General features: G+C 36.3%; 23 protein-coding genes. 17 read left to right on the plus strand and 6 right to left on the minus strand.

Annotated features, from left to right (window positions below; translation table 11 throughout):
- The 10 genes from MP478_RS09180 (at window position 1) to hisIE (ending at window position 9,116) form a co-directional block, all read left to right on the plus strand.
- A complete protein-coding gene (locus MP478_RS09180; RefSeq protein ID WP_257200273.1) occupies window positions 1-777 on the plus strand; it encodes a polysaccharide deacetylase family protein in 777 nt (258 codons plus the stop codon).
- Window positions 778-865: 88 nt separating this feature from the next.
- The gene (locus tag MP478_RS09185) at window positions 866-1,963 is read left to right on the plus strand and encodes a glycosyltransferase family 1 protein (protein ID WP_257200274.1); all 1,098 of its coding nucleotides are present in this window, start codon (window positions 866-868) and stop codon (window positions 1,961-1,963) included.
- Window positions 1,964-2,210: 247 nt separating this feature from the next.
- Complete coding sequence (gene hisG / locus MP478_RS09190) at window positions 2,211-3,068, plus strand: ATP phosphoribosyltransferase (protein WP_230036523.1); 858 nt, start codon at window positions 2,211-2,213, stop codon at window positions 3,066-3,068.
- Between the two features lie 11 nt (window positions 3,069-3,079).
- A complete protein-coding gene (gene hisD, locus MP478_RS09195) occupies window positions 3,080-4,357 on the plus strand; it encodes a histidinol dehydrogenase (protein WP_257200275.1) in 1,278 nt (425 codons plus the stop codon).
- A gap of 10 nt (window positions 4,358-4,367) precedes the next feature.
- Window positions 4,368-5,390, plus strand: a complete 1,023-nt coding sequence (gene hisC, locus MP478_RS09200) for a histidinol-phosphate transaminase (protein WP_257200276.1) — start codon at window positions 4,368-4,370, stop codon at window positions 5,388-5,390.
- Window positions 5,387-6,481, plus strand: a complete 1,095-nt coding sequence (hisB, locus tag MP478_RS09205; protein ID WP_257200277.1) for a bifunctional histidinol-phosphatase/imidazoleglycerol-phosphate dehydratase HisB — start codon at window positions 5,387-5,389, stop codon at window positions 6,479-6,481. Before hisC ends, hisB begins: the two co-directional genes overlap by 4 nt.
- A 2-nt stretch (window positions 6,482-6,483) precedes the next feature.
- Entirely contained in the window at window positions 6,484-7,062 is a 579-nt protein-coding gene (gene hisH / locus MP478_RS09210; protein WP_257200278.1) for an imidazole glycerol phosphate synthase subunit HisH, read from the plus strand.
- 2 nt (window positions 7,063-7,064) lie between these two features.
- Complete coding sequence (gene hisA, locus MP478_RS09215; protein ID WP_257200279.1) at window positions 7,065-7,787, plus strand: 1-(5-phosphoribosyl)-5-[(5-phosphoribosylamino)methylideneamino]imidazole-4-carboxamide isomerase; 723 nt, start codon at window positions 7,065-7,067, stop codon at window positions 7,785-7,787.
- Window positions 7,780-8,532 carry an imidazole glycerol phosphate synthase subunit HisF gene (gene hisF / locus MP478_RS09220; RefSeq protein ID WP_257200280.1) on the plus strand — a complete coding sequence of 251 codons (753 nt, stop codon included), beginning with the start codon at window positions 7,780-7,782 and terminating at the stop codon, window positions 8,530-8,532. Before hisA ends, hisF begins: the two co-directional genes overlap by 8 nt.
- A complete protein-coding gene (hisIE, locus tag MP478_RS09225; RefSeq protein ID WP_257200281.1) occupies window positions 8,529-9,116 on the plus strand; it encodes a bifunctional phosphoribosyl-AMP cyclohydrolase/phosphoribosyl-ATP diphosphatase HisIE in 588 nt (195 codons plus the stop codon). Before hisF ends, hisIE begins: the two co-directional genes overlap by 4 nt.
- A gap of 932 nt (window positions 9,117-10,048) precedes the next feature.
- On the opposite strand, the gene MP478_RS09230 is transcribed toward hisIE, so the two are convergent.
- The 6 genes from MP478_RS09230 to MP478_RS09255 form a co-directional block, all read right to left on the minus strand.
- Window positions 10,049-11,218 carry a M28 family peptidase gene (locus tag MP478_RS09230; protein ID WP_257200282.1) on the minus strand — a complete coding sequence of 390 codons (1,170 nt, stop codon included), beginning with the start codon at window positions 11,216-11,218 and terminating at the stop codon, window positions 10,049-10,051.
- Window positions 11,219-11,458: 240 nt separating this feature from the next.
- A complete protein-coding gene (locus MP478_RS09235; RefSeq protein WP_257200283.1) occupies window positions 11,459-12,634 on the minus strand; it encodes a M28 family peptidase in 1,176 nt (391 codons plus the stop codon).
- Window positions 12,635-12,696: 62 nt separating this feature from the next.
- Window positions 12,697-13,878: a M28 family peptidase gene (locus MP478_RS09240; RefSeq protein ID WP_257200284.1), complete on the minus strand. Its 1,182-nt coding sequence runs from the start codon at window positions 13,876-13,878 to the stop codon at window positions 12,697-12,699.
- A gap of 227 nt (window positions 13,879-14,105) precedes the next feature.
- Window positions 14,106-14,450: a 50S ribosomal protein L20 gene (gene rplT / locus MP478_RS09245; protein ID WP_230036500.1), complete on the minus strand. Its 345-nt coding sequence runs from the start codon at window positions 14,448-14,450 to the stop codon at window positions 14,106-14,108.
- Window positions 14,451-14,570: 120 nt separating this feature from the next.
- Window positions 14,571-14,768, minus strand: a complete 198-nt coding sequence (gene rpmI / locus MP478_RS09250; RefSeq protein WP_230036498.1) for a 50S ribosomal protein L35 — start codon at window positions 14,766-14,768, stop codon at window positions 14,571-14,573.
- Window positions 14,769-14,994: 226 nt separating this feature from the next.
- Window positions 14,995-15,816, minus strand: a complete 822-nt coding sequence (locus MP478_RS09255) for an alpha/beta fold hydrolase (RefSeq protein WP_257200285.1) — start codon at window positions 15,814-15,816, stop codon at window positions 14,995-14,997.
- Window positions 15,817-16,024: 208 nt separating this feature from the next.
- On the opposite strand from MP478_RS09255, the gene MP478_RS09260 reads away from it, so the two are divergent.
- The 7 genes from MP478_RS09260 to MP478_RS09290 all read left to right on the plus strand — a co-directional run bounded on the left by MP478_RS09260 (window position 16,025) and on the right by MP478_RS09290 (window position 25,103).
- Window positions 16,025-17,509, plus strand: coding sequence for a hypothetical protein (locus tag MP478_RS09260; protein ID WP_257200286.1), 1,485 nt, complete (start codon window positions 16,025-16,027; stop codon window positions 17,507-17,509).
- A 25-nt stretch (window positions 17,510-17,534) separates the two neighbouring features.
- Window positions 17,535-18,167, plus strand: a complete 633-nt coding sequence (locus tag MP478_RS09265; RefSeq protein WP_257200287.1) for a hypothetical protein — start codon at window positions 17,535-17,537, stop codon at window positions 18,165-18,167.
- 87 nt (window positions 18,168-18,254) lie between these two features.
- Entirely contained in the window at window positions 18,255-18,770 is a 516-nt protein-coding gene (locus MP478_RS09270; RefSeq protein ID WP_257200288.1) for a hypothetical protein, read from the plus strand.
- Window positions 18,771-18,897: 127 nt separating this feature from the next.
- Window positions 18,898-19,662, plus strand: coding sequence for a hypothetical protein (locus MP478_RS09275; RefSeq protein ID WP_257200289.1), 765 nt, complete (start codon window positions 18,898-18,900; stop codon window positions 19,660-19,662).
- A 70-nt stretch (window positions 19,663-19,732) separates the two neighbouring features.
- Window positions 19,733-22,201, plus strand: a complete 2,469-nt coding sequence (locus tag MP478_RS09280) for a tetratricopeptide repeat protein (protein WP_257200290.1) — start codon at window positions 19,733-19,735, stop codon at window positions 22,199-22,201.
- Between the two features lie 62 nt (window positions 22,202-22,263).
- Window positions 22,264-24,477, plus strand: a complete 2,214-nt coding sequence (locus MP478_RS09285) for an ATP-binding protein (RefSeq protein ID WP_257200291.1) — start codon at window positions 22,264-22,266, stop codon at window positions 24,475-24,477.
- Complete coding sequence (locus MP478_RS09290) at window positions 24,474-25,103, plus strand: response regulator transcription factor (RefSeq protein WP_257200292.1); 630 nt, start codon at window positions 24,474-24,476, stop codon at window positions 25,101-25,103. Before MP478_RS09285 ends, MP478_RS09290 begins: the two co-directional genes overlap by 4 nt.
- The last annotated feature ends 12 nt before the right edge of the window (window positions 25,104-25,115 follow it).

Below are 25,115 nucleotides of genomic sequence, written 5' to 3' on the forward strand. Positions count from 1 at the left end.
ATGGTATTATTGAGTTTTGATATCGAAGAATTTGATATGCCATTAGAGTATAAGGGTGAAATTCCCTTTGAAAAGCAGATCTCAATTTCGCAGACAGGACTGGAAAGGATATTGGATATCCTTAAAAAACATCAGGCAAAAGCTACTTTCTTTTCTACTGTGGTTTTTGCTGAGAACAGCAAACACCTTATTGAAAGATTATTAAAAGAAGGGCATGAGCTGGCTTCTCACACATGGTTTCATTCTGAATTTGAAGAAAAACACCTGAAAGAATCAAGGGAAAAACTACAGGAATTATTCTCAACAGAAGTAACGGGATTAAGAATGCCAAGGATGATGCCCGTAGACGAAAAAGCCGTTGAAAAAGCCGGATATTCTTACAATTCATCTGTTAATCCTACTTTTCTTCCGGGAAGATATAATAATTTAAAGGTATCAAGGACCTACTTCAAAGAGGGGAATGTAACCCAAATTCCAGCTTCAGTATCACCTAACTTCAGAATTCCTTTATTCTGGCTGAGTTTTCATAATTTTCCTTTGCCGTTTTATAAAAAGCTGGCTTCAAATACCTTGAAAAAAGACAAATATCTGAATGTTTATTTTCATCCGTGGGAATTTGCAGAAATTAAAGAGGAAGCATTCAAACTGCCGGGATTTACAGTGAAAAACTCTGGAAAAGATATGGTAGAAAGGTTTGATTCATTCGTGGGCTGGCTTAAAGAAAAAGGCCATCAGTTTGGTACCTTTCAGGAGTTTCAAAAACAGATACAAAGATGATATTAGCATCAGCGAAGTTTCATCATAAACAAATCCAGGCGAAAGTAACAATTGCTTGTAGCCTTATAAAAAAAATAAACAGATCCCTATGAAAATTGCCTTTGACGCAAAACGTTTTTTTCACAATACGTCCGGTTTGGGTAATTATTCCAGAGACCTTGTAAGAATACTTTCTCAATATTATCCTGATAATCAGTATATATTGCTTAATAAAAACACCTCCGAGCGGGGAAAAGATATTCTGGATCGTCCGGATGTGCGGTTTATAGAAACCTCAAAAGGAAGTCTTTCAAGGCAGCTGAAAATGGGGAAAGATGCTCAGAAACAGGGAGCTGATATTTTCCATGGCCTATCCGGTGAATTGCCCTTGAAATGGGATAAAACACCGATCACAAAAGTGGTTACGATCCATGATCTGATCTTTATGAGGTATCCTCAGTATTATTCTTTTTTTGACAGGAAAATTCACTTCTGGAAATTTAAAAAAGCAGCTGAAGCAGCCGATAAGATTATTGCGATTTCAGAACAGACCAAAAGAGATATTATCCACTATTTAAAAGTTCCGGAGACTAAAATCGAGGTGATTTACCAGGGCTGTCATAAAGCTTTTAAAGAGCAGCAGTCTGAGGAATTTATGCAGAAGGTAAAAGAAAAAATTAAACTTCCTGAAAGATTTGTTCTGAATGTGGGAACAATAGAGGAGCGAAAAAACCTTCTGAATATTGTAAAAGGAATCCACGGAACAGATATTCCTCTGGTAGTAGTGGGAAGAAAGACCAAATATTACCAAAAGATTGAACGGTTCCTGAAAAAGAACAACATGGAAAAACAAGTCCTGTTTCTGGAAGGCATTTCCATGGATGAATTGGCTGTGATCTATAAAATGGCCGATATTTTTGTATACCCAAGTTTCTTTGAAGGCTTTGGAATCCCAGTGATAGAAGCACTTTTTTCAAAAACAGTGACGGTGACCAGCAATACGAGCTGTTTGCCTGAAGCGGGAGGAAGCGATTCTGTATATATTGATCCAAATAATGCTCTCGACATTGGAGCTAAAATAAAATTTTTATGGGAAAATGAATCCGAAAGGAAACGCCGTGCAGAAAGGAGTTTCGAGTTTGTTCAGAAGTTTAATGACCAACCTATTGCTGAAGAGCTGATGAATTTTTATCAAAAAATTATCTGAAAAAACTTTGCATTTTAAAAATAAACCCTACATTTGTACCACAATTCAATACAATGAAACCCATTTTTTTAGCATTACATCATTATTATCATCATCTCTGTTAGGCGGAATTGATTGATATATGTGCATGCTAAAATCAAAAATAATAAAAACCGTCTGAGTAAATAGACGGTTTTTTTGTTTCCTGAATTCACCTCAGAAATTCCAATCAATCAGTTTTTATTTACTCGGACTCAAAAAAGACGAAATGAGTAAAATAAAAATTGCAATCCAGAAAAGCGGCCGGCTCTACGAAGAATCTTTACAGCTTCTCAAAGACTGCGGAATATTTGTCAACAACGGTAAAGACCAGCTTAAAGTTTCGGTAGATAATTTTCCGATGGAAATCATGTATCTGCGAAATTCAGACATTCCTCAGTATCTTGAAGACGGGGTAGTGGATATCGCTATCGTAGGTGAAAATCTTTTGATAGAAAAAGGAAAAGACATCCGGATCATCCAGCAGCTTGGCTTTTCCAAGTGCAGGGTTTCCCTTGCTGTTCCCAAAGAGGTGGAAACCGATGAACTCTCTTATTTTCAAGGACGAAAAATAGCAACCTCCTATCCCAATACCCTAAAGACTTTCTTAGAAAAAAAAGGAATTACTTCAGATATACACATCATTTCGGGTTCTGTAGAAATTGCACCTAACATTGGCCTGGCAGATGGGATCTGCGATATCGTAAGTTCTGGAAGCACCTTATTTAAGAATGGATTAAGAGAAACCGTCAGCCTTCTCAAATCGGAAGCAGTGCTTGCCCAAACCCCTCAACTGTCGCAGGATAAAGAAGCTATTCTCGAAAAGCTTTTATTCAGAATCAAGGCTGTTTTAAAGGCAAAGAAATCAAAGTATATCCTGATGAATGTTCCTAATGAAAAAATCGGAAAAGTAGCAGGTGTTCTGCCTGTTCTTAAAAGCCCTACGGTAATCCCTCTGGCCGAAGAAGGATGGAGCAGTATTCATTCTGTGATTGATGAAGAAAGATTTTGGGATGTTATTGACGAGCTGAAAGAAAACGGAGCCCAGGACATACTTATTATTCCAATCGATAAAATGGTCATTTAAAACACATACCTATGAAAATATACAGATATCCTAAGAAAAATATATGGGCAGATTTAGTACAACGTCCCGTTTTTGAAAGAGCAGAAATTTCAGGGCTTATTGCTGAAATATTTGAGGAAGTTGAAAAAAATGGAGATCAGGCACTTCTTGCATTTAATAAAAAATTTGATCAGGCAGAAACTGATGGTGTCATTGTTTCAGAACCGGAAATTGAAGAAGCTGCAAAGCTGGTTAGCAGTGAGTTGAAGAAAGCTATTCAGCAGGCAAAAGAAAATATCTTTCAGTTCCATGAATCGCAGAAGCAGGAAGTTCAGAAGATTGAAACAACAAAAGGAGTTGTTTGCTGGAGAGAAAATCGCGCAGTTGAAAAAATAGGGATTTATATTCCGGGAGGAACAGCTCCTTTATTCTCCACGGTTTTAATGCTTGCTATACCTGCTAATCTGGCTGGATGTAAGGAAGTTATCCTCTGCACACCACCGGATAAAAACGGAAATGTAAATCCTGCAATTCTTTATACGGCAAAACTGTGCGGAATATCCAAAGTTTTTAAAACCGGAGGAGCTCAGGCTATTGCTGCCATGACGTTAGGAACGAAGAGTATTCCAAAGGTGTATAAAATTTTTGGACCTGGAAATCAGTTTGTGGTCGCTGCCAAAGAATATGCCCAACGGTATGGGGCAGCCATTGATATGCCTGCAGGGCCAAGTGAGGTTCTTGTAATTGCGGATGAGCAAGCTGTGCCGGATTTCTGTGCTGCAGACCTGCTTTCACAGGCTGAGCACGGCAGTGACAGTCAGGTGATTTTCGTAGCTACCGACCTTAAAGTTTTCAATGAGACCATTGAGGCCATTGATCATCAAATCAAAAAATTACCAAGAAATGAAATGGCGGGAAGGGCATTGGAAAACAGTTGTTTTATTCTGGTCAATTCTTTAGATGAAGCCATTGAGTTCAGCAATCTCTATGCCCCGGAACACCTTATTTTAGCAATAAAGGATTTCAAAAAATATATTCCAATGGTCCAGAATGCAGGGTCGGTTTTCTTAGGAAATTACTCTTGTGAGAGTGCAGGAGATTACGCCAGCGGAACCAATCACACGTTGCCGACAAACGCATATGCAAGGAACTACAGCGGGGTTTCTCTGGATAGTTTTGTTAAAAAAATAACATTCCAGCATCTGTCTGAAGAAGGACTTCAGAATTTAGGGAAAACAATAGAACTCATGGCAGAAGCAGAGGGACTCTTTGCCCACAAAAATGCAGTATCAATAAGATTAAAACGATAAAATGAAAAATATGAATATAACTACTTTAGTACGGGATAATATTTTAAAGCTACAGCCTTACATCAGTTTCAGGGATCATAATGAATTTAGCAGCCCTGTGCTGCTGGATGCCAATGAAAGCCCGTTTGGAGAATTTAACCGTTACCCGGATTCTACACAGAAAAAACTTAAAAATAAATTGGCGGGTCTTAAAAAAGTATCTCCTTCACAGATTGCTGTTGGAAATGGAAGTGATGAGCTTATTGATTTGATTATTAAAGTTTTTTGCGAACCTAAAAAAGATTCGATACTCATGATGAATCCATCTTTTACCATGTATGGTTTCTATGCAGCGATCAATGAAAATAAAGTATTGAAGTTGGATCTGGATGAAAATTTTGGAATTGTAAAAGATGATTTTTTAAAAATTATACAGGAACAGCCTATCAAAATATTCTTTCTGTGCTCACCCAATAATCCAACAGGAAACAGTATAGAAGATATTGAGTTTTATATTCAGAATTTTGACGGAATTGTGGTAGTGGATGAAGCCTATATTGAGTTTTCTAAAAACAGATCAAGCGTGGAACTCCTTGATCAGTATCCTAATCTGATTGTTTTGCAGACTTTTTCTAAAGCCTGGGGTACGGCAGGAGCAAGAGTGGGAATGGCCTATGCTTCTGAAGAAATTATTAGCCTCATTAATACGGTAAAAGCACCTTATAATGTGAACTCTTTAAGCCAGCAGCTGATTTTGGAAACGGTTGATCATGAAGATAGACTCAAAGAAAACGTAAACAATATTTTAAAAGAAAGAATATGGCTTAAAGAACAGTTTAAAGAGGTGGCTTGTATCTCAAAAGTCTTTGCTACGGATGCCAATTTCTTTTTGATTGAACTGAAAAATGTAGACGGCGTTTATGACAGAATGCTGGAAAATGAAATTCTAACGAGTAAAAGAGATCCTGCAATTCCCGGATGTATCAGAATCAACATAGGAAACCGTGAAGAAAATGAAATGCTGATTACCGTTTTAAAAAATATTCAATTATGAAAAAAGTGCTTTTTATAGATCGCGACGGAACACTGATTATTGAACCTCCCACAGATTTTCAGGTGGATTCTTTGGAGAAACTTGAATTTTACCCTGGAGTGTTTCAGAACCTTTCCAAAATAGCCAATGAACTGGATTATGAACTGGTGATGGTAACCAATCAGGATGGGCTGGGAACAGAAAGTTTTCCTTTCGAAGATTTTATAAAACCTCATGAAAAAATGGTGAGAGCTTTCGAAAACGAAGGGATTTTTTTTAGTGATATTATAATAGATAAAAGCTTTGAGCATGAGAACCTGCCTACCCGGAAACCGGGTGTTGGACTACTTGGAAAATATATCTACGGAAGTTACGATCTTGAAAATTCATATGTAATTGGAGATAGAAGTAGTGATGTGCAACTGGCTGTAAATTTGGGATGTAAAGCAATTTATATTAATAATGACTTTAATGACAAATCTACGCTTACTACGACCCGGTGGGCAGAGATCTATCAGTTTTTAAAGCAGGGAATGAGAAGAGCTAAAGTATCCAGAAAGACAAATGAAACAGAGATTGAAATTGAAATCAATTTGGATGGAAGCGGAAACTCCGAAATTTCTACAGGATTACACTTTTTCGATCACATGCTGGAGCAGATTGCCAGACACGGAAATATAGATCTTACCATAAAAGTAAACGGAGATCTTAAGGTGGACGAACACCACACGATAGAAGACACCGGAATTGTATTGGGAGAAGCCGTTATAAAAGCTTTAGGTAAGAAAAAAGGAATTGAAAGATATGGATTTTTACTGCCTATGGATGATTGCCTTGCGCAAGTGGCTATAGATTTTGGAGGAAGATCCTGGCTGGTATGGGATGCAGAATTTAAAAGAGAGAAAATTGGCGATGTGCCAACAGAAATGTTCTCGCACTTTTTTAAATCTTTTACAGACGCTTCAAAATCAAATCTGAATATCAAAGCGGAAGGAACCAATGAGCACCACAAAATAGAATCTGTTTTCAAAGCATTTGCAAAGGCCGTTAAAATGGCCGTAAACCAATCTGATACCAGCTATAATTTACCTTCTACAAAAGGAAGTTTATAATCATGATAGCCATAATAAAATATAACGGAGGCAATGTAAGCTCAGTTCAAAATGCACTGAACAGGCTGAAGGTGGATTCTGTAATTACAGATGACCCGGAGCAGATTGTAAAAGCGGATAAAGTTATTTTTCCGGGGGTAGGTGAAGCTTCTTCTACTATGAAACTGCTTAAGGAGAAAGGGCTTGATATACTTATTCCAAGCCTTAAGCAGCCTGTTTTGGGAATTTGTCTGGGAATGCAGCTGATGTGTGGAGATAATGACGAAGGAGATATCCGCGGAATGGGAATTTTTAATGTGAATGTAAAACGGTTTCCCCCCGCAGATTTAGTTCCTCATATGGGCTGGAATACGGTTTCAGACCAGGCATCATCTCTTTTTTCAGGAATTGAAAAGAACAATGATGTTTATTTTGTCCACAGCTATTATTGTGAGCTGTCTGACTTTACGACTTCAGTGTGTGATTATATCCTGCCGTTCAGTTCGTCTTTGCAAAAGGATAATTTCCATGCCGTACAGTTTCACCCGGAAAAATCCGGTGGAATAGGAAGTCAAATATTAATTAACTTTATTAAGCTATAACCATGAAAATTATTCCAGCCATTGATATTATTGACGGAAAATGTGTACGTCTGTCAAAAGGAGATTACAGTACAAAAAAGATATACAACGAAAATCCTGTGGAAGTTGCCAAAGAGTTTGAAAGTTTTGGGATCAGGTTTCTTCACCTGGTAGATCTTGACGGGGCAAAATCAAAGCATATTGTCAATCAGAAAGTGTTGGAAGACATTGCCGGAGCAACCTCCCTTCATATTGATTTTGGAGGAGGGTTGAAGACTACGGAGGATATTGAAACCGCATTCAGTTCCGGAGCACAGCAGATTACATTAGGAAGCATTGCCGTTCAGGATCCTGAATTCTGTTTTGGAATGATTGAAAAATATGGTACTGAGAAAATCATCCTGGGTGCAGACTGTGACAACAGGAAGATTAAAACTTCCGGATGGCAGGATGAAAGTGATAAAGATATTATTGATTTTATTCTTCAATATCAGAACAAGGGAATTCAGAATGCCATATGTACCGATATTGCCAAGGACGGCATGCTGGAAGGTCCTTCTACAGGACTGTATATTGAGATTTTATACAAAACGGGAATACAGCTTACGGCAAGCGGTGGCATTTCGGGCATCAAAGACGTCTATAAAATGAAAGATATCGGATGTTCCGGGACTATTATCGGAAAAGCCATTTACGAGGGGAAAATAAGCTTACAACAACTTCAGAACTTTATTGAAAATGCTTAAAAAAAGAATTATCCCATGTTTGGATATTAAAGAGGGTTCAACGGTGAAAGGGGTGAACTTTGAAGGACTTCGCAATGCCGGAGATCCTGTAGAGCTGGCTGTAAAATATGAACAGGAAGGAGCTGATGAACTTGTTTTTCTGGATATTACGGCCACCATTGAAGAAAGGAAAACATTTGTAGAACTGGTAAAAAAGATAGGTAACGAACTGAGTATCCCTTTTACCGTAGGAGGTGGAATTTCTTCTGTTGAGGATGTCAGGAAGCTTCTGGAAGCAGGTGCTGATAAGATCAGTATCAATTCTTCCGCAGTTAAAAATCCACAACTCATCTCTACGCTGGCTAAAGAATTCGGCAGTCAGTGTGTAGTCGTGGCGATTGATACCCGTCTGGCAGGAAATATTGATTGGGTGCATATAAAAGGAGGGCGCGAAAAAACAGAGTGGATGACGCTGGACTGGGCGAAAGAAGCAGAGTCTTTGGGAGCCGGGGAAATCCTTTTAACCTCTATGGATGGTGATGGAACAAAAAACGGTTTTGATCTCCGGATTACAAAACTGGTTTCTGAAAATGTGGGTATTCCGGTCATTGCCTCGGGAGGAGCTGGAAATGCTGATGATTTTCTTAAAGTCTTTAATGAAACAAAAGCTACAGGAGCCTTGGCAGCCAGTGTTTTTCATTTTAATGAAATCGGAATTATGGACTTGAAAGAATTATTAAAATCTAAAAAAATTAACGTAAGATGAAAATTAAGTTTGATAAAAGCAATGGGCTTGTCCCGGTTGTTATTCAGGATCATATAACACTTCAGGTTTTAATGCTGGGGTATATGAATGAAGAAGCCTTTCAAAAAACAAAAAAAGAGGGCGTTGTTACCTTCTTTAGCCGTTCCAAAAACAGGCTCTGGACAAAAGGCGAAGAGTCCGGTAATTTTTTAACAGTAAAAGATATCAGCCTAGACTGTGATCAGGATACTATTTTAATAAAAGTGATCCCGCGGAATGTGGTCTGCCATACCGGAAGCTTCAGTTGTTTTGGAAATAAGGATCCCAAAGGATTTCTATATGAGCTTGAAGAAAAGATATCCCAAAGGATTGACAGCCGCTCAGAAGAATCTTATACCTATTCACTATACCAGCGGGGGATTAATAAAGTAGCTCAAAAAGTAGGTGAGGAAGCGGTAGAGCTGGTAATTGAGGCTAAAGATAATAATGCAGAGCTTTTTAAAAATGAAGCTGCCGACTTAATCTATCACTTCTTAATTTTACTGAAAGCCAAAGGATTTACTTTGGAAGAAATAGAAGATGTTCTCCAAAACAGAAACCGATGAAACCTTTGAAATTTTCAAAGTTTTTTTAATGATAAGCTTGTTTAAACTAATTAAAAATTTAGTGACAAAAAGCTGAGTAAAACTCTATAAACACTTTAGTTTATTTAAGTTTAAACTGGATGAAAATAAATGTACACGTAAGCAAAAAATCTTTGTTTTTTTTAAAACTTACGTGTACTTTAGAAAGCTTATTTTTTACAGCTTTATTAAACTTAAGTGTCCAAGAAACTTTGTGACTTTTGACTACGTGGAATCTTCGATTTGTGGTTAAAATAAAAGTGTAAACAGGTTCGATGTGTATGTTGATTTGAAAGACTAAACATACAAATTAAAGTATTAGCGAAAATTTACTTCATTATGTAATGATGTAGTATTGATTGGTATTGCTCAAAAGTATTTGCTTTCTGGAAAATATATCACAGCAATACAAAAACTACTTCTACGAGAAAATAAATGATGTAAAAGAGAAATAAAGTATGAAATTAAATAATTTGAATCTAAGTACAAAAGAGATTGTGAATATTGTTAAATATTCTACTATAGGGATTTTAGTACCGATGTTTATTATTGGCGCTATTTTTAATGCTTTAGGCTGGACATTTTCCACATTGAATGATGAAAAAGTTACAGGGATAAAATCATTACTAATATTCATTGTTACATTTCCCCTATATATTATATTGTTTTTTATAATACAGTTTTGTTATATATACATTGGTCTGAAAATATATAATTTTCTTGTAAAATTGTTTAGAAAATAGAGAGTAAATTGAAAATGATAAAATTCAAACAAATCTTACTGGTGATCCAGCGGGTGTGACAATAAATCTTTGGCTATTAAACATTTATTCTACAAGTAAAAAAATAATCATATAACAAAAGCCAACTTTTCATAAGTTGGCTTTGCTTTTATATTAGAAACAAGATTAATTTTACCTGTCAATCAATATATTTTTGACAAGGGTTTGATCACCTACTTTTAAAATGCCGATATACATTCCTTTTTGAAGTGTAGAAACATTGATTTTGGTTTCGTTATTTGTTTTAAGTAATGACCTTCCTACCAGATTGGTCATTTCAAAGCTGAAATTAGTGGTTGGTGATGGGAGCTCAACGTGTAAAATATCGTTAGCCGGGTTAGGGTAGATCTTTACATCTTCCAGGGGATTTGTGGGAGCCTGCTTATTGGCTGAAGCTACTGAAGCTGTAGCAAAATGTTGTAAGGCGCCTACAGTAGCTTTTCCAATATTATAAACATAAACCGGGTCTACGTTTGCAAAAGTATCTTTACTGCTATGTGGATAGGTACTTCTTATTTTTTCAAAAAAACCGGTAATCACTTCTCCTTTTCGTTCAAAAGGAATGTAATCAGTGGCTTCAGCCGGGTCAACTGCGGTTTGAAGGGGCGAATAGAGTGCTGTACAATTTCTAAGCTGCTGGGTTACAGCGGCAGAAGCTGCATTGTTGGTGGAAACTCCACCCTGATCCTCATCGCAATACACCGTATTGTTATTATTTCCCTTTACACCGCCTACCTGGTCAAGGTTGAAGACAAGTTTGATATCCAATTTGCGGACACCTCCCTGGTATACCACATTATTCACATAATGGCTGCTTCCTACCAGTCCCTGTTCTTCCCCTGAAAAGTGAATGAATTTGATAGAGTATTCTGTAGGAACGTCTTTCAATATTCTGGCAGCTTCCAGGATAATGGAAGTACCACTGCCGTTATCATTAACACCCGGACCATTAATGGTATCATAATGTCCGCAGATAATGACATATTTGTTGGGATAAAGAGTTCCTGTTTTGGTAATGATCAGGTTCTTTGAACTCGCTGATCCATACGTAAAGGAGCTTTCCACGATTTGGCTGGCAGAATATCCGTAAGAGGTATACTTGTTTTTAATCCAGGTCAGCGTATTGTTGTTTGCCTGTGAGCCGGTGGTCTTTATTCCTAAATTACCGAATTCCTGAAGATTGGCAGTAATATTGGCCTGGGTAACCATATCAGCTCTGTTTTTATAAGCCTGAATAAAAGATTGGGCTCCGATACTCTGTATGACCAATGAAGTCAATAAAAATGTTGTGATTTTTTTCATATTATATATAATGGTTTGTAAATACGAATGTAGTAAATAAATCACAATGATGTGTTTAATAATTTAAAAATATAATAAATTTTATACAGTTTTATTATGCTGAACTTATTATGTTCCTGTATGGTACTTTGTAAAATTTCATATTTAACTCAAAAAATAAGAATAATAAAAACCCTTTGAACGATTTCAAAGGGTTTTATATGCTAAAAGCTTGTATTTTGTTAGAATATGAGTGAAATTTTATCTCATGATCATAATTTTTCTTACCACAGTTTGATCAGCAGTTTTTAAAATTCCAAGATAAGCGCCATTTTCCAGGTTTGCAACATTAATTTTTGTTTCGTTGGTCGTTTTTAAAACAGAACGTCCGGGAAAATCAGTGATTTCAAAGCTGAAATTTTTTATCTTAGAATCAGGAAGATCAATATTGATGATATCTTTTACAGGATTAGGATATATTTTTATAGCTTCCAGTGGATTTTTTGAAATATTTTCCTTGGTTCCCAATAGAGTACTGGCAACAGCAAAATGTTGTAATGCTCCCACGGCAGCTTTTCCGATATTATAAATATATACAGGATCTGTATTGTTAAATGTATCGCTGGAAGTATGTGGATAACTACTTCTTATTCTTTCAAAAAAGCCGGTAATAATATATCCTTTTTGCTCAAAAGGGATATAATCTGTATCTTCAGCAGGATCTACAGCGGTTTGAAGTGGAGAATAAAGAGCAGTACAGTTTCTGAGTTCCTGAGTGACTACAGCAGATGCCGCATTATTGGCAGGGTCACCCCCTTGATCCTCATCACAATAAACAATATTGTTATTATTTCCCATCACGCCACCTACCTGGTCAAGATTAAAGACTACTTTAATATCCAGCATACGGGCACTTCCCTGGTACGCAACATTATCTGCATAATGATAGCTTCCTACAAGCCCTTGCTCTTCTCCTGAAAAATGAATGAATTTGATAGAATAGTCTGTAGGAACATCTTTCAATATTCTGGCGGCCTCCAGAATAATGGAAGTACCACTGCCATTATCATTGACTCCTGGGCCATTGATGGTATCGAAATGTCCGCAGATAATGACATATTTGTTTGGATAAACGGTTCCGGTTTTGGTGATCACCAAGTTTTTTGAATTTCCGCCTACAAAAGTAAAAGGATCTTCTGCTATCTGGCTGGCAGTATATCCATAAGAAGTATATTTACTTTTTAGCCAGTTCAGAGCATCTGTATTGGCTTGTGAACCTGTTGTTTTTATTCCATAACTGGCAAAATCCTGAAGGTTATTAATGATATTGGTTTGAGAAACAGCATCAGCACGGCCTTTATATGACTGAATAAAACTTTGCGCTCCCAGATTTTGAACAATGATTGATGTAAACAAAAAAATAGCGATTTTTTTCATTTTCTGATATATTATGTAGTAAGATGTAGTATTTTTTCAAAGTATATCCTGTTTGATATGACTTATTTTTCAATGATTATCTTTCTGGTCAGATTACCTGCGCTTGTTTTTATGGTAAGGGTATAAACACCATTTGGAAGAGCGGAAGTATCTATTTTATTCTGATTTTCAGAACTCAAGACCAGATGCCCGGTCATATCATTGATCTCAATGCTAAACTGTTTCATCTTTTCTGTTTCTACTGTGATCATATCCTTAGCGGGATTAGGATATACTCTGATATTTTGTAACGGATCCTTAGCAGGCGCTTCATTCACCTGTAAGTTATTGTTATTGCTGGTACTGGCAACAGCGAAATGTTGTAACGCACCTACAGCAGCTTTCCCTACATTGAAAACATACACAGGATCTATATTGGTCAGATTATCATCCGTACTGTGCTCATTGTTGCTTTCGGTATACTCATAAAATCCGGTAATAGTATAGCCTTTTGCTTCAAAAGGAACATAATCTGAACCGTATGTATAAGAGATAGAGGTCTGAAGAGGAGAGTAGAGGCCGGTACATACCGCAAGTTCCTGTGTTGCCGTATTAGAAGCAGCATTATTACTGGATAGTCCACCTGTATCTCTTTCGCAGGTAATCTTGTTATTTAAATTTCCTATCTGGCCTCCTACCTGGTCAATATTAAAAACCAGTTTTATATCCAGTTTTTGTATACCTCCCTGATAAGCTATAGTATTAGCATAATGGTTACTTCCTATCAGTCCCTGTTCTTCACCGGAAAAATGAATGAATTTGATAGAATATTCGGTAGGAATATCTTTTAATATTCTGGCTGCTTCTAAAAGAATGGAAGTCCCGCTGCCATTATCACTGACACCCGGTCCTACAATGGTATCATAATGCCCGCAGATAATAATGTATTTATCCGGATACACCGTACCTGTTTTGGTGATCACCAGGTTTTTAGAATTTGTACTTCCAAAGCTGAAAGGATCCTCAACCATCTGGCTTGGGGAATATCCATAAGAAAGATATTTGTTTTTAAGCCAGTTTAAAGCATCGGTATTAGCGGTTGAACCTGTGGTCTTTACTCCAAGATTGGAAAACTCCTGAAGGTTGTTACTGATATTGGCCTGAGTAACCATATCGGCTCTGTCTTTATAAGCCTGGATAAGATTTTGAGCAGCAATATTTTGCAGCGCTACAGATGTAAATAAAAAAACGGCGATTTTTTTCATTTCTTCAATCAAATTATTTTTTGATTGCTAATATACTAATTAATTATGATCCAGCATTGTTAATCTGAGTTGTTTGTTTTGTTTTTGTTGGTTATTCATTATTTATTTTGGAGTATGGTTGTATTCATGTCATTTTAAAACCATACAAAAGTTTATATCTGTAATGAAATAAAAAAATCCCGGGAGAACCCGGGATCTTATATTGATAACAAAAATAGTATTCTACATTATTTTAATTGATCTACAACAGCTTTGAAAGCTTCAGGATGATTCATTGCTAAATCTGCTAAAACTTTTCTGTTAAGCTCAATGTTGTTCTTTTTAAGAGCTCCCATAAATTGAGAGTAAGACATTCCGTGCTCTCTAGCTCCCGCGTTAATACGAGTGATCCAAAGTGCTCTGAAATTTCTCTTCTTCTCTTTTCTACCACGGTAAGCATATTGCATTGCTTTTTCTACCGCGTTTTTAGCTACAGTCCAAACGTTCTTTCTTCTACCGAAAAAACCTTTAGCTTGCTTAAAAATTTTCTTTCTGCGAGCTCTTGAAGCTACCGCATTTACTGATCTTGGCATAATTTAAATTGTTTTTTTTGAAAAGGGCGGCAACAAATGTTGCTCTTTATTAGCACCGTTTCAGGGTTAAAATGATGAATTTGTTTGAATTCTTATAAACCGAATATAGATTTATAAAAACTACTTAATTGCTAATTGACGTAGAACGCTTTTTTCGTCCACTTTAGCTACGTAAGAAGTAGTAGTAAGATTTCTCTTCTGCTTAGTTTCTTTCTTAGTTAAGATGTGGCTTTTGTAAGCATTCTTTCTTTTGATCTTACCAGAACCGGTAAGAGCAAAACGTTTCTTAGCACCTGATTTCGTTTTTAATTTTGGCATTGTCTTGCTTTTTTATTGTTTTTGTTATCAATATCTGTTTTGGTTACCCCTAAGGACATTAGGAATAATTGGGTGCAAAGATACAAAAAAAATCAATTCAAGCTTTATAATCTGTGATTTTATCGCAGTAAATAAGAAGACCGCCTCTCATGGAACGGTCTTCTTATGATATGCTCTGTTGGAAATCTACATTTTCATAGTTTCTTCCCAATATCATTAGCTCAAATTATGACTGAAAAAATGCTAATAAGTCTTTATTGATTGTTTCAGCTTCAGTAGTAGGCATCCCATGAGGAAAGCCAGGATAAGAAATTAATTTTCCATTTTTAAGCAGGGTAGCGGCTACTTTTCCTGTGGTTTCAAACGGTACAATCTGGTCATCTTCACCATGCATTACCAGAACAGGAACGTCTACACTTTTAAGGTCCTCAGTGAAATCAGTTTCAGAGAATGCTTTAACGCAGTCATAGTGTGCTTTGATAGAGCCACTCATCCCTTGTCGCCACCAGTTTCTTTGAATGCCTTCAGAAATCTTGGCTCCTTCTCTGTTATACCCATAAAAAGGGAAAGTAAGATCAATAAAAAACTGCTGTCTGTGTTTAGCTGTATTATTACGGATATCATCAAAAACAGAAATAGGAACTCCATTCGGATTATTCTCATTCTGTACCATGATCGGGGTCACTGCACTTATTAAAACAGCTTTTGCGACTCTTCCGTTACCATGCTTTGCCACATATCGGATTACTTCACCACCTCCAGTAGAATGCCCTACATGGATGACATCTTTTAAATCCAAAGCGGTAACAATTTCTGCAACATCAGAAGCATACGTATCCATATCATGCCCATAAGGGGTTTGCGCTGATCTTCCGTGGCCTCTTCTGTCGTGGGCAATCACTCTATAGCCCTGTTCTAAGAAGAAAAACATTTGAGCATCCCAGTCATCACTGGAAAGGGGCCACCCGTGATGAAAAAATACAGGCTGTCCTTTTCCCCAATCTTTGTAATAGATCTCTGTTCCGTCTTTTAAAGTAAGTGTGTTCATTGTTTATTTTTATGATTAATAATGTATTTTATTTTTAATATTCACAAATTTATATGGAAAACATCCATAATATATTGATCTAGGATAATATTTTAATTAAATATAAAAGTAAGGGAATGTATTATTAAAATATAGCTGATAATCGGGATTGTGTTATTCTTTACTTCTCTTTAATATTGACCCATTAAGAAGAATAGAATTTTGAAGTATGAAAATAATAGTATTCAGTATCTTTTGTATGTTGGCTTCAGTGATGGCTTGTACACAAGAAAAAAAAGATAATTCTCCATTAATTTCTTCAAAGAAGAAGTTCATAAACAGTGTTCCGTTCTTAACGAAGCAGAATGATTTTGTGTATGTAGATAAAGTAAGTTTGAAACCGGTCACTAATCAAAAATTCCGAAGTGCATCAGTATATACTCCCACTGGTTTTGCCGTTGTTGGAAATGAAAAAAATGAATATGCAGTCATAGACGAAAATGGAATGACAGTGTTGGATTTTTCAGCTGAAAATATTAATTTAAATGTAGTAAACGGACTTACACTGTATAAAAAAGACATTGAATATGAAAAGAAAATGCCTGCCTGGAAATGGGATTGGAATATCTTAGGAGGCGGCATCAAGAAAGAGCAAACGTATCATAAAATCGAGATTGGAGTTTTAGAAAGCAAACAGGTCTTACTTCATGAGGACATTCCATATTTGGAGGATAATTATTATCTGAATTTTGTTTCTGTAGATCAAAACCACGTTTTTTGGAATGGAAGCCTTTACGAAATCAAAAAAAACCGTTTACATACAATTGAAAATAATATTGCTGAGCTGTTAGAGAACAAACGATTTCTCAAATCTTCAAATGCAAATTTTTCAATGCATGAACTGAACCAGAAAGAAGCAACTCACAGCGGTTTGAAAGGAACTGAAACACTTTCACTTCAATTTGGTAAGGAAACCATACTACTGAAGGATGTAAATAAAGAACGCTATGAACCGGAAGTTCCTAAGCTTTTAACAGACAGCAAAACCAATGATGTTTACCCTTTTCCACAGTATGAAAAGGTATTTCCGAAAGAAATTACAAAGGCAACAGCTTCGCAAATTGATTTCATTAAAAAAGTTTCTTTGGTGTATTCTATAACCAATTCACCTTATTTTCTGTTGGGTGTTTTTAATTATGATCATGATATTTGGGCGTTTGATTGGCTGTATATCGATACCAAAGGAAATGTTACAGATTCTATTGATACCTATAATTTTAAGGTTTTGGACCAGGTTGGAAACATGGTTTGGCCCGATAGGAAAATGATTTTGCCCGATCAGTTCATTGACAAAAACTGGAAATTTGGAAAAATAAATTCTTATCAGGGCATGAATGATGCATACCTTATCCGGATTGAAAATGAAAAACAATTGAGAACCATGGGCTTGTGGGATAGTAAAACAAAGACTTGGGAGATAAAGCCTGATTACCATGATATCTCGGTGTTGGATACAGAAAAACAGATCTATGCACTTCAAAAAGAGAAAGACGGTTTGTACACTCTTTATGATAGTAAAGATAAAAAAAGTATGGGTTCAAAAGCCTATACATCCATTAATTCGGATGGGTTGGTAAGTGTTAAACTTAGTTCAGAAGAAAATATATATTACTATATTGATATTTATTCCGGAAAAGAATATAAAGAGAATTAAATAATACATTGAAAATAGTAAAATTATGATTTTTAGAAAGCTATTGCCTGTTGCCGCTTGTATTGTAAGTGTACTATCTTTTGCACAAATAAGAACAGGAGTATATTTTTCTTCAGATAAAAAATACAACGAGATTATTGAAGAACTTGGAAATCCGTTATCGGGAAATCCGGTCATGATCGTAAAATCCTTTGTCCCAAACTATGGAAGTTATGTTTGGTATCTGAATGAAAGCAAAGCTGAAAAGCCCTCTTATCTAGCCGAAAATCCAAAGGATTTACACGCGGGTATTTTTCTGGAAGATCACGGTGGACTCATTCCACAGATCACCTTTAAAGACTTTGCACAGGGGTTGGCACAACCTAAATACGTGATTAACTTCTGTGAAATTGGCGATGCAGATCATGATGGCTTTCCTGAGTTTTATCTTACTTATTTTGAAGAATCAGACGGATTGGATGCCAAACCCTTGAAAGTGATTGTGTACACCAATATTGGAGAAAAAACATTTTCAAAAGCAAAAATTACCGGTTGGATTCCGTTTCAGGAGGAAGACTTGTATCGTGAAGAAAAGGATGCGAACTTTAAATTATTGCCCAAAGTGATAAGACTGAAGGCCGAAAAGATATTGAAAGATGCCAAAAACGGAATGAACTAAAGCTCTTAAAAAAATCACCATTATCAGGGATATTTTCATCCGCCTCTCTTAATTATCTTTATTTAAAATAAAGCGGTGAAAAACCTCATGATTTTAATTTCATTTTTAGCAGTGTCTGGCTGTAATACCAATGCTCAAAAATTAAAAGTTTCTACTATTTACAGCGAACCCAAACGCGTTACAAGAGAAACTCCGGAAACAGGTAAAGCATATACGTATACAACTCGAAAGGAAGTTACGGAACGACTTGACCCCCTCATTTTCATGCTTTCAAAAAATGCTGAAACACCTAAGTTTCGCATACAGGGAAATATCAGTTCCAGTGGACATATCATTAATCAGGTGAGAAAAATTCGTTTTGAAAGGGGACCGCAAAGTGGGAATACTGTTACGCTGAAGTATTACGTGGAAATCAAAAAAGTTCCCGGGAAAGAAAGCGCTAATATAAAAGGTTATAATTATACAAAAGATGTAACCTACAAAATACCAGATGATGTTAAAATAATAAGAATAGAATTGTATGAAGACAGAATCAATGATACATCAGATGAAAAACCAAAGCTTATTGCTCAACAAACCTTTAATTTTTTTGCAAAAATTTAAATGTCTGAAAATAAAATATTTTAACACCTAGACAAATTGAAATTTTAGAAGATATTGACAAATGCCACCCAAAGTCATGTCTTTAACCTCAAAAAAGGAAAACAGCTAAAATTAATAAGAAAATAAAATGACTGATTTAATAAGAATATTCCCCGCTTACGAAGACGTATTTTATGATGATATTGAAAATCATAAAAAGTATTTCCTTCCTATTTGTTCAATTAATTTGAAACTTATTGATCCATCAGAAGATCAGTGGCTGCATATTGTTTCTGTAAAAGAAATTTATGACGGCTGTGTCGGGCAAAATAAGCCGGAATATTATACACAATTTACCAAAGCAGATATGCTTGGTTTTGATATTATTGGCGGCAAATACAAATTTGATGCAGATTGGAACTATTTTTCAGCACATACCGAGATCACTCCGGAAGATTATGGAAACAATTATTCAGATTTAGAGATTGAATACAATATGAATGAGGCAATGTATCAATTGAAAAGAGAATATTACCAAAAACACAATAAGCTTTATGATAAAGACTGTTATCGACCAGGTTTAATGGTAGATGATATTCGTCGTTTAGAGCGTTTACGCAGGCTTACGGTTGAAGATCTGGAGAAAGATGATTACTCAGAATATGCTGAGGAACGTTTGCAAAAGAAAATGTATGGTGTTTTTGATGAGCTGAATACCGATTCTCTGCCTTTAGAAGAAACTCACTTCGGAGGAGATAACCTGACTGAGAAACCTTATAAAAATAATCATACATTGATGGATTATATCGGGTGCATCGAAGGCTATGATTTCCAAAATACAGCAGCAGATCAATTGTATCTGTTTTATGACAAAGAACTTAAAAAGGCAGTAATCTGTTTGGAGTATACTTAATCCGAAACTCATTATTAAATCCCTGCAAACAGGAATGTTTCAAAAATTTACGATTTACTAATTTTAACTAATGGCACACCGTATTTATCTATACAATTACGATCAGAAAACGAATCAATCTTTCGATACTTATCTAGGTGAGTGGAATTATGAAATTCCATTACTGCTGTATCCTCTGTTGGCAGAAGATATCAAAGTGGAAGGCGTTGAGTTTTACTCTAACAAAGAACGGGGCATTGTTCACCTGCGTTATTTCTTTAATTTACTGGCCGATACCTACCAGCTGCATTACAAAAAAGCCTACTATGAACCTGTCAATACAATGTTTGAGTTCCTGGAAGCATTGCCGTATGATTCCTTCGTACTGAATGCAACAGATGTTTTCTATATGAACGAAGAAAAGCATAAAGTACAGGCAAAAGAATGGCTGGTGGAGATTCAGCAGAAAAATAAACTGTATAAAAAAGCGGTAGAAACTCAGAATCTTTCATTATTAGATTCTTTGTTTTCGCAATACGGTTACACCTCATTTCTCGATATTTTACAAACCGACTGGATTAATTATGGACTGGGTTATTTTGAAGAACTTGCTTATAAGAAAATAGCATCTTCTGTATTTGAAGAAAATGGAAAGTTGGGTCTGAAGGATGCAAAAGGTACTATTTTGGCTTCTGCCATATACGATGATATTTTTGAAGCAGACTATAATTACGGTATATCACTGATTCAAAAAGACACTTTGTTCGGTTACCTGCAGAGTGATGGGAAAGAACTGGTTCCTCCAATGTATGAACAAGCGTTCGATGTGTTCGATTTTGCGCAGGAACCCTTGGGTGAAGTAAAAGTGAATGGAAAATCTGGCATTTTAAAAGTGTATTCAAACACATGGCTTGTTCCTGCTGATTATGATACAATCGAAAGAGTGGCTTATGGATTTTTAGGGGTAGAAAAAGATGGGAAATTTGGAGTTTATGACGATGAAAGCAGACTTCTTCTTCCCGTTGACAGTGAAAACCCTTATGAATATGATTACTTTCCGGATCTGTTTTTTACCAGACAAAAAGGAACCAGCAAGCGTAGATATTACACGAAAGAAGGCAATTATCTGGGCGACTTTGTAGAAGGCAGTATCTTAAATGCCAGTAGCTGTTTCTGGATTAAGCCAAATAAATTTGACAAAAAAGGAAGGTTGATAGATGAAAAAGGCAATCTTATAATAGACGAAGCGGATCAACTGATTTTAATAGATAATTTTGAAGCACTGGCGATTCGCAAAGACAAAAACTGGAAGATCTATCACGCTTTAAAACATCAGTTTTTGTTAGAAAATGAATGTATTATCAAAGTAAAGGCAGAATCAAGTATTGGATATAAAAACAATGTGTTTACCCTGGAAGTCCAAAACGGATTAGGTCTTTTTGATGCAGACAAGGATCATTGGTTAATTGATCCTCATTCCGAAATTAAGAAGATCCATTATCTGGATCATGGGTTTTTATCGGTTCAAAAGAAAGAAGGCTATCGACTGTTTGATTTCCAAAATGGATTGTCAGCCGAATCATACGACTATATTTCTAATCCTTTGAATTATAGAGCCGATGAAGGCTTGCTGTTTCTGTATCAGGGTGAAAATATGTTGAGAATGAATGAAGACAAAAGCATTCATCCGGTAGAGATTGCCGAGTATGGATCTATTTATCTGGACCGGTATTCATTTAGGGGAAAAGATTTAGACTATTTTACGTCTTTTTATAATCGTTGGAAAAACCAGGCAGGCAATAACTCTGAGCAGTTCATGGATGTTGAAACCATTAAAAAGATGGCTTTTGACGCAAAGGAGAATCGAGATTACCATGAAGCGTTGCGCCTGTTTGAACTGTCTGCTCAAAAAGATGATATCGATAGTTGGGTAGAAATGGGTATATTACTCACCGATCCTGATATTGAATCATTGTTTGACCCACAAAAAGGCATTGTGTATTATGAAAAAGCAGCACAACAAAATCATCCTGTTGCCTGGAACAATATAGGTGCTTTGTATCACAACGGGACAGGGTATTCTTTTAATATCAAAAAAGCAATTCGGGCCTACGAGAAAGGAGCTGAGCTTGGCGATGGAATGGCGCTTGCCAATTTAGGGGATCTGTATTATTTCGGGGAGCATGTAATACAGGATTATGATAAAGCACTGGATTTTTATCAAAAGGCCGAGAAAAAATACTACTACAATTACGATAAAATTTCAGAAATCTATTATCAGTTAAGAGATTATAAAAATCTTCTGGTTTACCTGAAGAAAGATTATGATCAGTCTTATTCAGGGATCTATTACGGCATTATCTACGAACATGGTATGGGAGTAAAATCAGATTTGAAGAAAGCCATTAAATACTACGAACAGGCTAATGCTTACAGCGCTTACGAATATGCTGCCCAACGTCTGGTGTATTACTATGGTGAAGATCCGGCATTTAAAAATGATAAGAAATTTCAGAAGTGGAAATCTTTTGCTGAACAACATGGTTTCGAAATAGACTAGCAGGTATTTTGCCTATATTTACGTTCTTTACTATAATACAATTCAATAGAGATAAGGGTTTGATGTACAGGTTGTTATTTATATTCACTTTGCTTATTTGTTCTTTTTTTGCTCAGGCACAGGATGTTGTCAGCCAATTAGAGAAGGAGTATAACAATGCTTCGTACAAAACCATAGAGCAGCTGGATCTGGCTCCAAAATATGCTAAAGCCCTATTTTTACATAACTTAAAATCAAAATCCTACCAGATTTTAGAAACCAGCATTCCTATCGCAGCAAAACAAACGGACGGGAAATACGCCACCATTTTGTATGCTGTTCAGGCTATGAATTACCGGCTTGACAGTAAAGGAACTGAAGCTTTAAAAAGTCTCGACATGGCAAGGGTGTATAGCTTAAAAACAAACAGTAACGAAGCTAAAGGGTACTTTCAGTATGCAAAGGGCTGGATTCTGATCCGTAATAATAAAACGACTGATGCTGCTGCCGCTTATCTGAAAGCTATTGACTATTATGAAAATTCACCAACAACTTCTACACTGTACGGAAGATTTGCTACCGTCGTTAAAGAGTTGTCCACTATTTACTCCAACCTCAATGAATACCAACTGGAAGAAAAATACAGTAAGCAGTTTTTGTTGTTGGCATCCAAGCAAAATGACCCTAATCTTATCTTTGATGCATATATGCGGATGGGCTACGTCTATGAACAAAAATACGGACAAAATCCATCGAATGTAGAGTTGAGAAATAGGGCTGAGCAGTATTATTTGCAGACTATTAAGACTTTCAACAAAAGTAAAGAGGCTATGCTCAACAAGACTAATCTTTCCTATGCAGCTATCAATTTAGCCAATTTGTATACTGGTTTTAATAGAGATAAGGCGATGCAATATGCCCGATTAGCGAATAAGGTGAGTCTGGAAACCGGTGACGCCATTCATATCGCTTCTTCATTTGGGATTTTGGCGGAGCTGGCTGTACAGGATAAGGATTATGATTTAGCAAAGTCTTACTTTCTAAAAGCTTCTATGGAAATTGGGAAAAGCCCGGTTAGAGATCATAATATAGAATTATCTATCCTTGAATCCCTATCTCAGCTTAGCGAAGAGCAGGGCAATTACAAAGAAGCGCTGACTTACTATAAAAGTTATGTGAATAAATACAAAAGTGTTTATGATCAGGAAAAGCTGGATATCACCAAAAGACTGGAATCTCAGTTTGACAAAGAACGACAGGAACAGAAGTATATAAAGCTACAGCTGGAAAGCGATAAAAAAGCACAGCAGATTAAGTTGATCAATATATTGCGGGCACAACGTGAACAGGTGTACAACAACTTAAAATTAGTGGAGGAAAATCAACGCGAGCGACTGAAATTTTCAGAATTGGAATCGGAAAAAAAAGAACAGCAGCTTCGGTTGGCAAAGTTAGAAACCGAACAAAAGAACAAGGATATCAGCAACTTTAAAAAACTGTTGACATTCAAGGAAAAGATCAATACCTACTACATTGTTTTTATTTTCATTTTCATCGTTTTGATTATTTTATTGCTTTATGCCTATAAGCAGCGTGCAAAGTCGATGAAGCAAAGAGACGAATTGCATGCCTTAGCTATGGAAAAAGAGAAACAAAATTCAAAAATATCCACACTTACGGCATTGTTGGAAGGGCAGGAACAGGAACGTGGCCGCTTAGCCCGTGATCTTCATGATGGATTGGGTGGCCTGCTTTCAGGAACCAAACTTCAGCTATCTTCTTTAGACCCTCACCAATCCGAAAGCATAGAAAAAGAAATTTCAAAATCTATTACCCAGATTGATGGTGCTGTAGAAGAGCTGAGACGGGTAGCGCATAATTTAATGCCTGATTTATTAATGAAATACGGATTGGAAGTAGCCATTCAGGAGTTTGCTTCCCGCATGTCCAATACTTCATTAGATATCCATACCGAATTTATCAGTTACACCAATTCAATAGCAGAAGAAAAGCAGCTGATCCTATACAGAATCATTCAGGAATTGGTCAACAATGCCATAAAACATGCCTATACTTCCGAAATTATTATTCAGATCAGTGAAGAAGAAAATGTATTAAATCTTACAGTAGAAGACAACGGTAAAGGTTTTGACCCTACAAACTTAGACGTAAGAAAAACAGCAGGTTTTCATAATATAGAATCAAGAGTCCAGTTTTTAAAAGGAACGATGAACATCATCTCCGAACAAAATATTGGGACCAGTATAGAACTTCAAATTCCTATTCATTACACATGATAAAAGTAGCCATAACAGATGATCATCCACTTCTATTGGAAGGACTGAAAAATATTTTAGGAAACAGCGATACGATAGATGTTGTAGATTGTTTCAAAAGCGTTTCAGAAATGAATGCAGGCCTGGCAAAACAAGCTGTCGATATTTTGTTGCTGGACATCAATCTGGTAGATGTCAACAGTATTGAACTTATAAAACCTTTAAAGAAAAAGTATGGGACCCTCCAGATTATTATGCTTAGCGTTCATAATGAACTGCCGGTAATCAACAGTACTTTAGCGGAAGGCGCTTTGGGATACATTCAGAAAAATGCGTCAGTTTCTGAAATTCTGGAAGGTATCAATACCGTATATGCCGGTGACCGATTTTTATGCTCACAAACCAAGTCTGTTTTGGAGAAGAAATCATCAGATGGATTGCATCAGGTGCCAAAACTAACACGAAGAGAAAAGGAAATCTTAGCCGAAGCAGCAAAAGGCCTTACGACCAATCAAATGGCTGAAAAGCTTTTTATAAGCCCGCACACCGTAGAAAGTCACCGGAAGAATCTTATTGAAAAATTTCAGACCTCTAATCTTAGTTCAGCCATTAAACTGGCCATAGAATACGGATTGATTATCGAATAATACATAAGAGCC

This window comes from Chryseobacterium sp. WG14 (genome assembly GCF_024586945.1).
Taxonomy (GTDB): Bacteria; Bacteroidota; Bacteroidia; order Flavobacteriales; family Weeksellaceae; genus Chryseobacterium.

Coding starts and splice junctions, on each gene's coding strand:
- MP478_RS09270 (WP_257200288.1), top strand. CDS start 18,255: ATGATTTTAATTTCATTTTTAGCAGTGTCTGGCTGTAATACCAATGCT.
- hisG (WP_230036523.1), top strand. CDS start 2,211: ATGAGTAAAATAAAAATTGCAATCCAGAAAAGCGGCCGGCTCTACGAA.
- MP478_RS09240 (WP_257200284.1), bottom strand. CDS start 13,878: ATGAAAAAAATCGCCGTTTTTTTATTTACATCTGTAGCGCTGCAAAAT.
- hisH (WP_257200278.1), top strand. CDS start 6,484: ATGATAGCCATAATAAAATATAACGGAGGCAATGTAAGCTCAGTTCAA.
- MP478_RS09280 (WP_257200290.1), top strand. CDS start 19,733: ATGGCACACCGTATTTATCTATACAATTACGATCAGAAAACGAATCAA.
- hisD (WP_257200275.1), top strand. CDS start 3,080: ATGAAAATATACAGATATCCTAAGAAAAATATATGGGCAGATTTAGTA.
- hisIE (WP_257200281.1), top strand. CDS start 8,529: ATGAAAATTAAGTTTGATAAAAGCAATGGGCTTGTCCCGGTTGTTATT.
- MP478_RS09290 (WP_257200292.1), top strand. CDS start 24,474: ATGATAAAAGTAGCCATAACAGATGATCATCCACTTCTATTGGAAGGA.
- MP478_RS09285 (WP_257200291.1), top strand. CDS start 22,264: ATGTACAGGTTGTTATTTATATTCACTTTGCTTATTTGTTCTTTTTTT.
- MP478_RS09180 (WP_257200273.1), top strand. CDS start 1: ATGGTATTATTGAGTTTTGATATCGAAGAATTTGATATGCCATTAGAG.
- hisF (WP_257200280.1), top strand. CDS start 7,780: ATGCTTAAAAAAAGAATTATCCCATGTTTGGATATTAAAGAGGGTTCA.
- MP478_RS09265 (WP_257200287.1), top strand. CDS start 17,535: ATGATTTTTAGAAAGCTATTGCCTGTTGCCGCTTGTATTGTAAGTGTA.
- MP478_RS09275 (WP_257200289.1), top strand. CDS start 18,898: ATGACTGATTTAATAAGAATATTCCCCGCTTACGAAGACGTATTTTAT.
- MP478_RS09230 (WP_257200282.1), bottom strand. CDS start 11,218: ATGAAAAAAATCACAACATTTTTATTGACTTCATTGGTCATACAGAGT.
- MP478_RS09255 (WP_257200285.1), bottom strand. CDS start 15,816: ATGAACACACTTACTTTAAAAGACGGAACAGAGATCTATTACAAAGAT.
- MP478_RS09235 (WP_257200283.1), bottom strand. CDS start 12,634: ATGAAAAAAATCGCTATTTTTTTGTTTACATCAATCATTGTTCAAAAT.
- MP478_RS09260 (WP_257200286.1), top strand. CDS start 16,025: ATGAAAATAATAGTATTCAGTATCTTTTGTATGTTGGCTTCAGTGATG.
- rpmI (WP_230036498.1), bottom strand. CDS start 14,768: ATGCCAAAATTAAAAACGAAATCAGGTGCTAAGAAACGTTTTGCTCTT.
- hisC (WP_257200276.1), top strand. CDS start 4,368: ATGAATATAACTACTTTAGTACGGGATAATATTTTAAAGCTACAGCCT.
- rplT (WP_230036500.1), bottom strand. CDS start 14,450: ATGCCAAGATCAGTAAATGCGGTAGCTTCAAGAGCTCGCAGAAAGAAA.
- hisA (WP_257200279.1), top strand. CDS start 7,065: ATGAAAATTATTCCAGCCATTGATATTATTGACGGAAAATGTGTACGT.
- hisB (WP_257200277.1), top strand. CDS start 5,387: ATGAAAAAAGTGCTTTTTATAGATCGCGACGGAACACTGATTATTGAA.
- MP478_RS09185 (WP_257200274.1), top strand. CDS start 866: ATGAAAATTGCCTTTGACGCAAAACGTTTTTTTCACAATACGTCCGGT.